The organism is Pantoea phytostimulans (genome assembly GCF_046118715.1).
Classification (GTDB): Bacteria; Pseudomonadota; Gammaproteobacteria; order Enterobacterales; family Enterobacteriaceae; genus Pantoea; species Pantoea phytostimulans.
In genome coordinates, this window is record NZ_CP173698.1 from 400149 (window position 1) to 414508 (window position 14360).

Sequence of the window (14360 nt, forward strand, 5' to 3'; positions counted from 1 at the left end):
ACGCGCAACGTCATTTGATTAAAAATGGATAAACAGCGCATAAAGCAGGGCTGAAAGTAGAATAGAAACCGGCAGCGTTAATATCCAGGCAACGGCAAGATTGCGCAATGTGGACATTTGCAAACCTGAGCGGTTCGCAGCCATGGTGCCGGCAACGCCCGAAGAGAGAACATGAGTAGTTGAAACCGGCAGGCCAAAGCCGTCGGCAGCACCAATCGTCATCATTGCCACTAATTCGGCGCTGGCACCTTGCGCGTAGGTAAGATGAGTTTTACCAATGCGCTCTCCCACCGTAACGACAATTCGTCGCCATCCCACCATGGTTCCCAGCCCCAGCGCGATCGCCACCACCACTTTTACCCACATCGGGATAAAGCGCGTTGCGCTGTCCAGCTCATGCTTCATCGCTGTTAAATTGCGAGCGGTCTCTTCCGGCAACCTGGCTTCAGCGGTTTGCAAATGCTTGATCGATTCTGATGCCAGATACATCTGGTTGCGAGTATTGGAAACAGACTGAGCCGGGATATTTTCCATTGAGCCATAACGACGAATCTGGTCGCCGATATCACTTAGCGTCATTGCCAGCGCGGGCAGAACGTTTGGATTCAGGGTGCTGCTGCGCACGAATTCGGTGAGCACCTCACGCGAGGGCGGCAGCGGATTAGCGGCAGGTTGAATTTGCAGCAGTTGCTGTTCAGTCACCTGGGTTAATGCCGCCACGCGCGGAATTTGATCGGGGGGCAGCGAGCGGTTAAGCGCATAAGCGATCGGCATGGTGCCGACTAAGATCAGCATGATCAATCCCATGCCTTTTTGCCCATCATTTGATCCATGCGCAAACGAAACACCGGTGCAGGTCAGGATCAACATACCGCGGATCCAGACTGGCGGTGGCTGATCGTTTGCCGGTGCCTGATAAAGCTGACGATTGCGGATCAACATCTTCATCGCCCACAGCAACAGGGCGGCACAAACGAAGCCCACAATCGGCGAAAGCAGCAGTGAATAACCCACTTTTAATGCCTGATCCCAATCGACACCACTCAAACCGCTGCGGCCGTGCAGCAAGGCATTCGCCACACCTACGCCAATAATCGATCCGATCAGCGTGTGGGATGAGGAAGAAGGAAGGCCAAAATACCAGGTGCCAAGATTCCAGATAATCGCTGAGAACAGCAGCGCGTAAACCATGGCAAAGCCGCTGCCGCTGGCGGCTTGTAAAATCAACTCAACCGGCAGCAATGAAATAATACCGAATGCCACCACGCCGCTAGAGAGCAGCACGCCAAGAAAATTGCAAATGCCTGACCAGACCACCGCAACGCCCGGTGTCAGCGAGTGCGTATAAATCACCGTCGCCACCGCATTGGCGGTGTCATGGAAACCGTTGACGAATTCGAAACCAAGCGCAATTAGCAGCGCTAAACCCAGCAGCAGAAAGGGCACGTAGCTGGTCACTGGCGCACCGGTTTCTTCGACATCATGAAATAAATTCAGACCGGCAAAGGCTAAACCTGATACCAGCAGAATGAGAAACAGCGGCTTCGAATATCGGTTGCCTTTGCTGTCGAAATTAGGACGCCCTCGGTTTATTGGGGAAGAGACGCTGTTTTCACTCATGGCATACCTCGGCTTTCAGGTTGCAGATGCCATTTCGCACCCGGTATTTGCAGTGTGATACGCGCGTTGTATGACAGAAAAATGATCGGGTTCGATTCTGGGCTTAACAGTGCATGGGGTTAAGGCGTGTCTGTATTCGCCCAAGGCAACAGTTGACCCTGCTGCAATATCAGCACCCGATCGGCGCTGGCAAGGGTTTCAGGCCGATGCGCGATCAGCAACACCGGTAAATGTAAATCGCGCAGCACGTTGGCGATCAGGCGTTCGTTTTCGCTGTCGAGCTGGCTGGTGGCTTCATCAAGAATCAACAAACGCGGCCGTTTGTAGAGCGCCCGTGCTAGCAGTAAGCGCTGACGCTGGCCGCCAGAGAGCGCGCCGCCGAGTTCGCCTAATAAGGTCTGATATCCCATCGGTAAGCGCTGAATATGATCGTCAATCTGCGCCTGACTTGCGCAGTGTTGCGCCCATTCTCGATCGGCGGGTTGGCTAAACAGCGTAATGTTTTCCAGAATCGATCCGCTAAATAGTCGATCCTCCTGTAACACGCAGCCAACGTTTTGCCGCACGTTAGCGCAATGCTGCGCGCTGAGCCGCTGACCCAATAAGATAATTTCGCCGCTTTCTAATGGATGTAGCCCCAGCAGCAGTTTAGCCAGCGTGGTTTTACCGCAGCCTGAGGGGCCGGTAATCGCCACTATTTCATTGGCACCCAAGGTAAATGTGGCGTTATCCAACAACCATGGCGCGTTGGGGTGATAACGGAAGCGGAGTTGATGCGCCTCGATAACGTGCGCAGATGACGTAACGAGAGGTTCAGGCCGCAGATTAGCGGCGGCCTCCAGCGGCGTCAGCACAATATCGGCCAGCCGCTCGCGATAGACGCCAACCTGTAACCAGCTAAACAAGCTGTCGGTGAGGTTGCTGATGCTGCTGGAGAAGCGACCCTGAAAGCTGAGCCACGCCACCAGCATCCCAACAGTGAAACGATCCTCCAGCACTTCGGTTGCGCCCAGCCATAACACCAGCGCGGCGCTCAGGCTCAACAAGGCAATTTCAATGACACCAAACAGCATCGACAGCTTTTGCTCAGCCAGTTCGGCATTACGTCGGGCATTATTAAGCTGCAGCCAGGCACTCTCTCGCGCCGACATAGCCGCATTGATACGCAGGCTCAGCACGCCTTGCAGCGTTTCAAGAAAATGGCTGTTTTCACGCGTTGCAGCTTGCCAACTTTGCTCGGTCGCCTGACGAAAAGGGCGATAGGCCACCAGCCGCAGCAAAAAATAGAGCAGGGCGCTGACGAGTGCGATAGCACTCAATTTTATGCTGTAGCTCATCATCATGGCTAACAGCGTGAGAACCAAAAGGGCATCAAGCAGCGCGCTGAGTAGCGTGTTGGTCAAGGTGCTTTGCAACGTATTTACCGCATCAAAACGCGCGCTGATCCCGCCGGTATCACGCTTTTCATACCAGGCGATCGGTAAACGCAGTAGATGATGAAATACGTTCTGGCTCCACTGCACATTGAGCGACAGCGACAGCGATAAAATCGCCCATTGCCGTAGCAGACCGAGCAGCGTTTGCACCGCGACTAGCAGCAATAGCGCCAATGTAATCAGCGTCAACAAACTGCTGTCACGCGCTACCAGCACATCATCAATGACCATTTGGTTCAGCAACGGTGCGCCCAAGGCGAAGACTTCAAGCACGCAGGCAAAACAAAAAATGCGTGCCAATGCGGGGATCAAGCCATGACATTGCCCCAACAACTGACGTAAGCCGATGTCACGGCGCTGATCCTGCGGCACAAACGCCGGACGCGGCGTTAACGCCAGCGCAATACCCGTAAAATGGCGGTTCACAGCCGCCCAGCTTTGTGTTGTGCGGCCAGCCGCGGGATCGTGAATCACAATCCCGTGGCGTGAGACTTTTACCAGCACCACGAAATGTTGGTTATCCCAGTGCAGAATCGCCGGGCAGGATAACTGCCGCAGCTGATCCATCTCCAGCCGCAGCGCACGCCCTTGCAGTTCACAGGCTTCGGCACAAGCCAACAGTTCATTCAGGCGCATGCCTTGAGAGGAGGGCGAAAAGCGGTTGCGCAGGCTGGCAAGATCGCAGCGTTGACCGAAGTGGTCGAGTACCATTGCAAGGCAGGCCAGCCCACATTCCGCTGATTCAGTTTGCATGATCAGCGGCATACGACGCCGCCAGCGAATCTCATAGCGCATCACAAATTACCCCGCAACGCCCAAAGCGGCTCTAACAGCCATTCCCACAAATAGCGCTGCTCAAGCTCTACTGCACCGCTTAATGTCATGCCGGGGCGCAGCGGCTCGTCGCGTCCGTAGGCGCGCAGCGTGGCGCTATCCAATGCGACCACGATGCGATAATGCGCCTCGCTGCGCTGCCAGGTGGCCAGCTGGCGCGGCAAGACATCGCCGGCTTGCAGGCTCACCAGCGTCATGGTTTGCACTTTGCCCCACTGAATACCGAATTTCTCATGGGGGAATGCATTAAGCCGCAATCCTACACGCTGACCGGGCTGGATAAATCCCACCGCGCTGCTCGGGGCGTAAAGCTCTGCCTGTAGCTGTGCATCAGCGGGCAATAACGTCAACAGGCGTTCACCGGCGCGCACACTTTCACCGGCTTTCACCAGCAAGGCCGCTACTTGACCGGCAACCGGCGCCCGAATATGGCTTTCGCCCTGAGCCGCCAGCGCTAACTGCTGTTGTTGCAGTAACGCTTGTTGGCCCAGCAGCGTTTCGCGACGGATGGCAAACTGCTGGTTTTGTTGCAGCTGGCTGGTATCAAGCTGAATAAGTTCGCGTTCCAGCCGCTGCTTTTGCTGATGCAACTGCGTTTCTGCCAGCTGCGCTTCATTGAGCATCAGCTGCTGCTGTTCGCGTTCACGGGTTGAAACGAACTGATGCTGATGGAGTTGCTGAAAGCGCGTGGCATCGCGTTTCAATAGTGCTGATCTCTGCCTGGCAAGGGTTAGCGTATGGTCAGCGCTGACCCTCTCCGCTAACAACTGCTGACGATGCAGTTCGCTGTGCTGCTGTTGCAACTGCATCAACGCCTGTTCCTGCATAAGTTGCTGCACCAGGTGCTGTAACTGACGCGCTAACGAATCACGCTGCGCCTGTAAATTGTCGTCGCCTATCCCTTGTAATGATGACGTACTGAGTTGCAACAGCGTGGCATCTGGCGAGACAGTCTCTCCTTCATGAAACATCAGGCGCTGCACATAGCCATCGCGCGGGCTGGTGATGTGAAACAGCCCGGCAGCAGGCAAAATAATGCCCTGAAGCTGCGCTTTACGCGTATAGCTACCAAAAGCCAGAAACAAGATGAGCAGCAGCAAGAGGAGTAAAGAGATCGCAGCAAGCAGCGTGAGATTACCCTGAACCGGCAACACCAGCGTGCCTTGCAGCGTAGGCTGCTGCTGGCTATCGATAAATCCCTGTCGAAAAAGTGGCGTCGCCATCCGGCTCTCCTGAGCGGGTTAATTGCGGGCGATTATTCGACGAGAACGCAGCAGAATCAATATCGATTCATCTAACAAAGGGCGGGAAATCAGCGCGATGGCAATAAAAAAGCCAGCGCAAGCGCTGGCTTTTTTGAACCACTCAACAATTACGAATTGTCGTTGCTGGTAGCAGCAGGCTGTGATTGTGCCGGCTGAGCAGCGTTGGGATCCGTGACGTTAGCACCTTGTGAGGTCATTGGCGTCATTGGCTCTTCTTTTGGCTGCGCGTCCTGCGTTTCAGGTACGTCAACCGGTGCAGTTTGAATGCTGTTTTCTACACCGTTAACTTTTACCGGCATGCCGGTACGTGCTTGAATCGCGTTATTGACGGCATCCTGATTCACGCTGCCTTCAACTAACACTTTACTTACCGCCTGAGTCAGCGTAATCGGCACCAGTTCGCGCGAGTTGAACTGCTCTTCAGTGGTAGAAAGTGGATTGTGCACCTCGATATAACGTGAACCGTCCGCCTCAACCGTGGCTTTCACGGGTTGATCAACGAACTGAACGCGTGTTCCGACGGGCACATTCTGGAACAGCCACTTGATGTCATCAGCACGTAAACGTACGCAACCATGGCTTACGCGCAGGCCAATGCCGAAGTTGGCATTGGTGCCGTGAATCGCATACAGACGACCAATATAGAGCGCATATAAGCCCATTGGATTATCTGGACCCGCCGGGAAGACTTCTGGCAGGTTTTCACCGCGTGAAGCATATTCCGCATGCATCGCTTTAGTCGGGGTCCAGGTTGGACCATCTTTTTTGCGCTGTACGGTGGTTGTCCAGTTAATCGGCGTATCTTTGCCCAGCTCACCAATACCAATTGGCAACACAACGACCGTTTTGGTGCCTTTCGGGTAGTAATAGAGACGCATTTCCGCGCTGTTAATCACAATGCCTTCACGCGGCGCGTCGGGCAGGATCAACTGCTGTGGGATAATGATTTTACGGCCAGCCTGAGGCAGATAAACATCCACACCCGGGTTGGCTTCCAGCATATTGCTAAGACCCATTTGATACTGCGCCGCAAAAGCTTCCAGCGGCAATTTGCTGTCCTGTGGAACGGTAATTTCGATATTTTCCCCGGTCAGACGGCTATTTGCCGCAGGCAAGGGGTAAACCACAGCGAAGGCGGACTGGCTGAAAGCAGCCAGAGCCAAAGCGATTGAAGCGAACGCGCGAATGCTCATTTTCATATTTTACAAGTCGTTATCGCCATGTTTCAGGCTTGTCAGTGTATCGAACCCATGCTGGTCAAGGTGACCTGCTGCGCATTATATGTTCATTGATCTCAAGTTGTGAATCGGGATTTTAACCGTCTTACTACTCTTTACGTAACTTACCGTGTTATCCAGACGATTTTTTCCGCCATTTTAGACGAAACAGGCCTGTTTTAGGGCTGCCACAACGTGATTTCACCGCTGAGTTTCCGATTCAGGAAAAAAGCGGCACTGATCAACGCCAGATGCGTCAGTGCCTGTGGAAAATTGCCCAATGCGTGTCCACGGCTATCGAACTCTTCCGCATACAGCCCAAGCGGGCTGGCATAGCTGAGCAGCTTTTCAAATTCAAAATGGGCTTCCTGAATACGTCCGGCGCGCGCCAGACATTCCACATACCAGAACGAACACGCACCAAATGATCCTTCGCCACCTTTCAATCCATCAGCCGGGGTTTGGTGAATATTGTAGCGACGAACCATGCCATCGCTGACCAGCTGTGATTTGATCGCGTCCAGCGTCGCCAGCCAGTCTGGATCGGTGGCGCCGACAAAGCGCACCAGCGGCATCAACAGCATAGAAGCATCAAGATATTCGCCATTGCGGGTTGAGACAAAATGACCGCGCTCGCTGTTAAAGAAGTTTTGCCAGATATCTTCGCGGATCTCGCGGCGTACCCGATCCCAACGTTCATAAGGCATTGGTAGCGAGCGCTTCATACCCAGACGCAGCGCACGATCCATCGCGACCCAGCACATTAGCCGTGAATGCAGGAAATGCTCCGGCTCGCCGCGCATCTCCCAAATCCCCGCATCGGGTTGATTCCAGTTATCGCACAGGCGATCAATCATCTGCGAAACGTGACGCCAGCCGCGCTGAGAAATGGCTTCGCCATATTTGTTGGCGAGATAAACGGCGTCCATTAATTCACCATAAATATCCAGCTGGGTTTGTTGCCAGGCATCATTACCGATGCGCACCGGACGTGAGTCGCCATAGCCAGAAAGATTGAGTAGCTCCATTTCATGCAGTTCGGTGCCGCTGTCGAGTCGATACATCACCTGCAAGCGCATTTCATCGTGATGGCTATTCTCCACACATCGACCCACCCATCGGGTGAAATGCTTGGCTTCATCCACATAGCCGAGACGCATCAGGGCATACATGCTGAAAGACGCATCACGGATCCAGGACGCGCGATAATCCCAGTTGCGCTCGCCGCCTAACTCTTCCGGCAGGCCAAACGTGGCAGCAGCAGCGATCGAGCCGTGTTGATATGAGGTGAGTAATTTCAATGCCAGCGCCGAGCGCTGCACCATTTCCTGCCAGCGGCCATGATAATTACTTTTGTTGCTCCAGCGGCACCAGAATTCCAGTGTTTCCTGAAAGCAGTGTTCGGTTTTGATCGCTTCGATATGTGAATCGTTGACGCTACCAAATTCAAATTCGGCATGCTCGCCCGCCTTGAGCGTAAAACTGGCGGTGGCGGCGTGCGCTTCCAGCGTCATGACGACCGTTGCCGCCAGGCGCAGAGAAGGCTGGCCTTCGGCATGAAAATCAATGCAGCCGCGCTGAGCTTCGGCATGGGTTTGTGCGCGAGCGTAATCATGGCGCGGCGAACAGCGCATCGTAAAGTGCGCACTGCCACGCACCATTTTTATCCGCCGAATGATACGCGGTAATTTGTCGCGATCGTCGCAAATCGGCATGTAATCGGTAATTTCCGCCACGCCGTCGTCACCTAACCAGCGCGTTTGCAGGATATTGGTATCAGGAAGATAAAGCTGCTGACGGCGGGCATCTGGCCAGTCGGGTGCAAGAGAAAACAGGCCGCTGTCATCGCCATCAAGTAAAGCTGTAAAAACCGAAGGGCTGTCGAGTTCTGGCCAGCAGAGATAGTCAATGGTGCCGTCATTAGCGACCAGTGCGCAGGTGCGCAAATCGCCAATAACGCCGTGATCCTCAATTTTGCGTTTTACGGTGCTCATCCCTTTCTCCCGGTCGTGGTCAACTTTAACTATAGACAAGAGACACAGCGCGGTCTCGCTTGGGCACAGAAGGATAAGTTCTATACTTCTGGGACATACACGTGAAGGAGGTAACAATGACGGCACAACACACCAAAGTCGCGATCATTACCGCATCAGATTCTGGCATCGGCAGCCGCTGCGCTGAAATGCTGGCGGAACAGGGATTTGATATTGGTATTACCTGGCGCTCAGATGACAAGGGCGCGCACGAAACCGCACAGCGCGTCCGTGATAAAGGCCAACGTGCAGAAGTTATTCACCTCGATCTCTCCGATCCGCAAAAGGGAGGTGAATCATTGCAACAGTTGATCGATAAGTTTGGCCGTATTGATGTGCTGGTCAACAATGCTGGCGTCAATATCAAAGCCGATTTTCTTGATGTGAAATTTGAAGACTGGCGCAAAGTCTTTAGCGTGAACGTTGAAGGTGCATTCGTTTGTAGCCAGATTGCCGCACGTAAGATGGTAGAGCAGGGTGATGGTGGCCGTATCATCAATATTAGCTCGGTTCACGAACACACGCCGCTGCCAGGTTCGGTGGCTTATACCTCATCAAAACATGCCATTGGCGGCTTGACCAAGTCCATGGCGCTGAGCCTGTTGCCGCATAACATTTTGGTGAATGCCGTTGCGCCTGGCGCGATTGCCACGCCGATGAACGAGATGAGCGATGCCGATGCGCATCAGATAAAAATGCCGGAAATCCCAGCAGGCCGACCCGGCGATACCCATGAAATTGCCAGTCTGGTGGCGTGGTTATGCTCAGAATGGGCAACCTACACCACCGGACAGTCATTTATTGTGGATGGCGGATTCATGCTAGCGAATCCGCAGTTTAAAGGTTACTGATCGGCATCGGCACGTTTGGTGTGCCAGCGGCGGATCACCCAGCGCAGCAGCAGGGCAAATACAATCGCCCCGACCAGCCAAAGCAGGTGCTTTAAGTGCTGGTCGAGTTTGTGTAACCAAGGCGCAATAATGCCGCCCGCAAAATAGCCCAGTGTGACAAAGATCAGTGCCCAGATGGCTGCGCCCACTATGTTAAGGAGAAAGAACTTCATCGGATTAAGGCGGCTGGCACCGATAATAATCGGGCCGATTAAGCGAAAGCCATACATAAAGCGCACACCAATCACAAACAGGCTGGGGCGACGTTTAATCAAACGGTTCGCTTTAACAATTTTGTCCTGATGCTTTTTGATGCGGCGCAAAATTTGCGTACCGTAGCGTCGTCCCAGCCAATAAAGCAATTGATCGCCGACGATACCGCCCGCCATCGCAGCCAGAACCACGCCGCCAAAATGCAGTAAGCCCTCATGTGCCGACACGCCACCGAGTAATGTAAATGTTTCCCCTTCAGCAATGCAGCCAATGAAAAGTGCCAAATAACCGTATTGGGTAATTAATCCGTTGATATCAAAATGCAAAACAGACCTCCCTGTTATGAGAATTAGACTTTCAGTCTATACGCTAACGGCGTTTCCTTCCGCCCAGCAAAGGGCCTCTACTGCTTTTAGCGATGAATTATTGAGCAAGTGCCACAGAAATTGCTGTGACGCTTATACTTGAGAAGAAGCTGCCCTTAGGACAAGTCTGAAGTTGAGAGGAGGGCGGCCCATCGCATCAGAGGAGTGACTGTATGAATCATGTCTGGGGCCTTCTGGCGCATCCTAATCAGGAAATGCGCGATATTAAGCAAGAGAACGAAAGCGTTTCGCACCATTACACCCACCATGTTCTGTTAATGGCTGCAATTCCGGTAATTTGCGCTTTTATCGGCACGACACAGTTGGGTTGGAATCTGGGCGAAGGGCAATATATTCAACTTAACCTGCTGACCGGGATTGGACTCGGCATTGTATTTTATTTGATTATTCTCGGTGGCGTGGCCGTTATGGGTCGGGTCATTCACTGGATGGCGCGTAATTACCCGCAGCGTCCCAGCACGCAACGCTGTACGGTGTTTGCCGGTTATGTCGCTACACCGCTGTTTCTGAGTGGGCTGGTGGCGCTTTATCCGCTGGTGTGGCTGTGTGTCTTGGCGGGTGCGCTGGCCTTGGTCTACACCGGTTATCTGCTCTATGTCGGTATTCCGCTGTTCCTGAATATCGATCGTGAAGAGAGCCTGCGGTTCTCGGGATCAACCCTGGCGATTGGCGTGCTGGTATTTGAAGTGTTACTGGCGATGACTGTTGTTTTATGGGGTTATGGACCTCGACTGTTTTAATCCTGCGACTGCCGCCGCTCTGGCGGCAGTTTTATTTTTAACGCTCGGAAACACTCTCACCAGGAAAATTCTCAAGCTTCAGAGTATGATGCTGCTGCCAGCCCGCGCTCTGACAGGTTTGAAGCGGGCGGCCTGTGTTTGACACAGCGCACAATCTCAACCGGGTTTTTTCTTACGATGCCTGCAAAAATTCGTTTTTCTCTACTGTCGCTGGCGCTGCTCTTTTCCGGGCAGGTGCTTTCTCTTCCAGCGCAGGCGGCGACGTCGCTGTCGCAACTGGCACCGATTGCTCAGCCGCAAATCGCGTCTGGCAGTGCAATGATCGTTGATCTCAATACAAATAAAGTCCTGTTTTCCAGTCATCCCGATCGCGTGCGATCCATTGCATCCATCACGAAGTTGATGACGGCCATGGTGGTGCTGGATGCCCATTTGCCGATGAACGAAATGCTGACGGTGGATGTGAGCCAGACGCCAGAAATGCGTGGCGTCTTTTCTCGCGTTAAACTCAACAGCCAAATTAGCCGCCGCAACATGCTGCTGTTGGCATTGATGTCTTCAGAGAACCGCGCGGCGGCCAGCCTTGCGCATGCTTATCCGGGCGGTTACAACGCCTTCATCCGCGCCATGAATGCCAAAGCGCGAGCGCTTGGCATGACCCACACGCGCTACGTTGAGCCCACAGGTTTATCGGTTCGCAACGTCTCCAGCGCAGAAGATTTGATCAAGCTGCTAAAAGCCACGCGTGAATATCCACTACTGGGCCAGCTCAGCACCACTAAAGAAGAGACGGCGGTTTTTGCTCATCCGAGTTATGCGCTGCCTTTCCGCAATACTAATCATCTGGTTTACAAACAGGGTTGGCACATTCAGTTAACCAAAACCGGTTACACCGATGAGGCGGGGCATTGTCTGGTGATGCGCACCATGATCAACAATCGTCCAGTGGCGCTGGTGGTTTTGGATGCATTTGGCAAATACACCCATTTTGCTGATGCAAATCGCCTTCGCGACTGGCTTGAAACCGGCAAAGCTGCGCCAGTCCCGGCTGCTGCACTGGCCTATAAAAAACAAAAAGCGGGTCAGGTGGCCAGTAACGCTGCCAGCAGTTCCGACGTTGAGTAAAAAATAAGCGGTGCTCACCTCGGTGAGCACCCTCAGAATTAACCTGCATTCCTATAGTCTCAACTCTCGCAAAGCCCTACACTACGCGCGACTGGCGAGGGAAGATCGCCTGATTACTGTGCTGGAATCCCATTCTCATGTTTAAGTTAAAATCCTTTTTTGCGCTGTTAATGCTGGCTCTGGTGGCTTTTGCGCCTGCGCTTAGCCTGGCAGCGGACGATGCGGTTAGCGCCGCTCAGGAACAAGACGAGCAACCCAAGGTTAACGCTGCGGTTGAATTGCCGAAAATGCAAAAAATCCTCGACAAGATCAAAGGTCAGGTGTCGGGGGAAACCAGTGAAAGCAAACTCAATCAGCTGAATGAGATGGCGCTTGAACTGTCGGGCAGCGCCGATACGCTGGGTCAGGCGTTGTTGCCGGATCGTCAGCAACTTGACGCGCAACTGGCGGTGCTGGGTCCGGCTCCCAAGTCGGACAGCGGCATGAAAGAGACCGCAGAAGTGGTGCGCAAACGTAGCGCCCTCGAAAGCCAGAAAGCCAAGATGGATGCGCAGATCAAGCAAGCCGAAGGCATTAAAAACGGCGCGCTGATGCTGTCATCGCAAATCGTTAATCTGCGTCGCGATCAACTGAAAAGCCAGCTGGCGCTGAACTCCGGCAGTATTTTTGGGCCACGTTTTTGGGCACCGGTGTTTAATAGTCAGGATCTTGATGGCGAAAAAATCAACGACTTCCTCAGCGAACTGCAAGATACCGCTGCCATGTCGTGGGAATCGGGTTGGCGCTTTGGCACCATCGCCTGGCTGGTTGCGGCGATGCTGGTGATGACGTTAGGACGTCGTTATAGCGAAGAGTTTCTCGCCTGGGTTAGCATTCACAAAATGCCGGAAGGGCGATTGCGTCGCAGCTTCCTCGCCGCGACCATTGCACTCACCACGCTGGCTGCGGTGGTGCTGACCTTCAACTTTATCGCATTAGCGTTGACCCGCCGCGATGAAGTCTCAACGGATGTGCAGGATTTTGTTGATCGATTAGTACAGCTCAGCGTGTTTTGTGGGCTGATTGCGGGCTTAGGCCGCGCTTTCTTGTCCACGCGCCGTCCAAGCTGGCGCTTACCGGCGCTTTCCAACGAAGTGGCGCTGGCGCTGAAGCCGTTCCCACCGATTACAGCGGTGCTGGTGTTTATATTCCAGACGGTAGAAGCCTTTAACTACAGTGTTGGCACCAGCCTGAACACAACCATTTTTGCCAATGGCTTAACCGCGCTGCTGATTGGCAGCACAGCGCTGGCGATCAGCGTGCGCACCAATCGCGTTCGTCGTCGCATGGCGCTGGCGGGCACGCCGCCAGAAGCCCGCTCTACCGTGGTAGGTTTGATACAAATGGCGTTGACGCTGACAGCGGTGGCGATTCTGCTGTCGCTGATCATCGGCTACGTCACGCTGGCCCGCTACTTGAGTTATGAGGTGATCTGGTGCGGCATCTTGTTTGGCTCGTTTTACTTCCTCAGTCATCTGGTCAATGACGGGTGCGAAAGTCTGTTCTCAACCAATAACTCATCGGGCAAACGCATTCAAAGTTCGCTGAACATCGATGAGCGCCACCTACAGCAGGCGGCAACGGTGTTGGCGGCAATCGGCAAAACATTTCTGATTCTGTTTGTCGCGTTGGCCTTGCTGAATGGTACGTTCGCCTCGTCAACGCCGATTGAGCTGCTGCAAAAAGCTATCGAATTCTGGGGTGGTAAGGGACTGGAATCGCTGAATATTGTGCCAGCGCACATGGTAAATGCGATTATCTGTCTTATTGTGGGTATTTATGTGCTGCGTTCGGTGCGCCGTTGGCTGGATAACGATTTCCTGCCAAAAACCACCATGGACGTGGGCATGCGCGTTTCACTGGTGACCCTGTTCAGCAATATAGGCTACGTACTGATTATCCTGCTGACGCTGTCTATCATGGGCTTACAGTGGAATAAGCTGGCATGGATCGTCAGCGCCTTGTCGGTCGGTATCGGTTTTGGCTTGCAGGAAATAGTGAAAAACTTTATCTCGGGCCTGATCCTACTGACTGAACGTCCGGTAAAAGTGGGCGATCTGGTGAGCATAAGCGGAATCGAAGGGGATATTCGTCGCATTAACGTGCGCGCCACGGAGATTCAGCTCAGCGATAAATCCACGGTGATTGTGCCGAACTCGCAGCTCATTTCGCAAAACGTACGCAACGCAACGATGGGCAATGCACAAGGTGTGGTCACTATTTTGCTGACCTTCCCATTAGATATCGATCCTGTGCAGGTGCGTGAAATTTTGCTGGAAGTGTATAACGAAAACGAACGTATTCTGGAAACACCGGAACCGTCGGTCTCGTTCAAGGATCTGACTCCGCAGGGCATTGTACTGAGCGTAACCGGAAACGTAGCAGGGCAACGACAGATTTCAGGTGCCAAAAGCGATCTGCTGTTCGACATCCTGACGCGACTGCGCAAAGAGGGCATTATGCTGTCCGCGCCGCAGACGATGATTATTGAGCGTCGTCATCAAGCAGCGGTTGCCGCTGCTGAAGAGCAAATGCCGTAAAGACAAAAAGGCCTCCGCATGT

Annotated in this window: 10 protein-coding genes; 4 read left to right on the forward strand and 6 right to left on the reverse strand. The window is 53.5% G+C overall.

The window, feature by feature from the left end; genetic code table 11:
* Positions 1 to 18 precede the first annotated feature (18 nt).
* The 5 genes from ACF2G4_RS01940 to ACF2G4_RS01960 form a co-directional block, all read right to left on the reverse strand.
* Positions 19 to 1620 carry an inorganic phosphate transporter gene (locus tag ACF2G4_RS01940; protein ID WP_409075422.1) on the reverse strand — a complete coding sequence of 534 codons (1602 nt, stop codon included), beginning with the start codon at positions 1618 to 1620 and terminating at the stop codon, positions 19 to 21.
* Between the two features lie 119 nt (positions 1621 to 1739).
* Entirely contained in the window at positions 1740 to 3851 is a 2112-nt protein-coding gene (locus tag ACF2G4_RS01945; RefSeq protein WP_409075931.1) for a peptidase domain-containing ABC transporter, read from the reverse strand.
* Positions 3851 to 5113 carry an HlyD family secretion protein gene (locus ACF2G4_RS01950; protein ID WP_409075423.1) on the reverse strand — a complete coding sequence of 421 codons (1263 nt, stop codon included), beginning with the start codon at positions 5111 to 5113 and terminating at the stop codon, positions 3851 to 3853. Before ACF2G4_RS01950 ends, ACF2G4_RS01945 begins: the two co-directional genes overlap by 1 nt.
* 149 nt (positions 5114 to 5262) lie before the next feature.
* Positions 5263 to 6354, reverse strand: a complete 1092-nt coding sequence (locus tag ACF2G4_RS01955; protein WP_215847272.1) for a L,D-transpeptidase family protein — start codon at positions 6352 to 6354, stop codon at positions 5263 to 5265.
* 197 nt (positions 6355 to 6551) lie between these two features.
* Positions 6552 to 8366 carry a glycoside hydrolase family 15 protein gene (locus ACF2G4_RS01960; RefSeq protein ID WP_409075424.1) on the reverse strand — a complete coding sequence of 605 codons (1815 nt, stop codon included), beginning with the start codon at positions 8364 to 8366 and terminating at the stop codon, positions 6552 to 6554.
* 116 nt (positions 8367 to 8482) lie between these two features.
* On the opposite strand from ACF2G4_RS01960, the gene ACF2G4_RS01965 reads away from it, so the two are divergent.
* Positions 8483 to 9256, forward strand: coding sequence for an SDR family oxidoreductase (locus ACF2G4_RS01965; protein ID WP_243078294.1), 774 nt, complete (start codon positions 8483 to 8485; stop codon positions 9254 to 9256).
* Here ACF2G4_RS01965 and ACF2G4_RS01970 read toward each other — a convergent pair.
* Complete coding sequence (locus ACF2G4_RS01970; RefSeq protein ID WP_215847269.1) at positions 9250 to 9834, reverse strand: DedA family protein; 585 nt, start codon at positions 9832 to 9834, stop codon at positions 9250 to 9252. The genes ACF2G4_RS01965 and ACF2G4_RS01970 overlap by 7 nt on opposite strands.
* Before the next feature lie 212 nt (positions 9835 to 10046).
* Between ACF2G4_RS01970 and ACF2G4_RS01975 the strand changes: the two genes are divergently transcribed.
* The 3 genes from ACF2G4_RS01975 to ACF2G4_RS01985 all read left to right on the forward strand — a co-directional run bounded on the left by ACF2G4_RS01975 (position 10047) and on the right by ACF2G4_RS01985 (position 14338).
* Positions 10047 to 10634, forward strand: coding sequence for a Yip1 family protein (locus ACF2G4_RS01975; protein ID WP_215847268.1), 588 nt, complete (start codon positions 10047 to 10049; stop codon positions 10632 to 10634).
* A gap of 177 nt (positions 10635 to 10811) precedes the next feature.
* Positions 10812 to 11759, forward strand: coding sequence for a D-alanyl-D-alanine endopeptidase (pbpG, locus tag ACF2G4_RS01980; protein WP_409075425.1), 948 nt, complete (start codon positions 10812 to 10814; stop codon positions 11757 to 11759).
* Positions 11760 to 11896: 137 nt separating this feature from the next.
* On the forward strand, positions 11897 to 14338 hold the full coding sequence (locus ACF2G4_RS01985; protein WP_409075426.1) for a DUF3772 domain-containing protein: 2442 nt from the start codon (positions 11897 to 11899) through the stop codon (positions 14336 to 14338).
* The last annotated feature ends 22 nt before the right edge of the window (positions 14339 to 14360 follow it).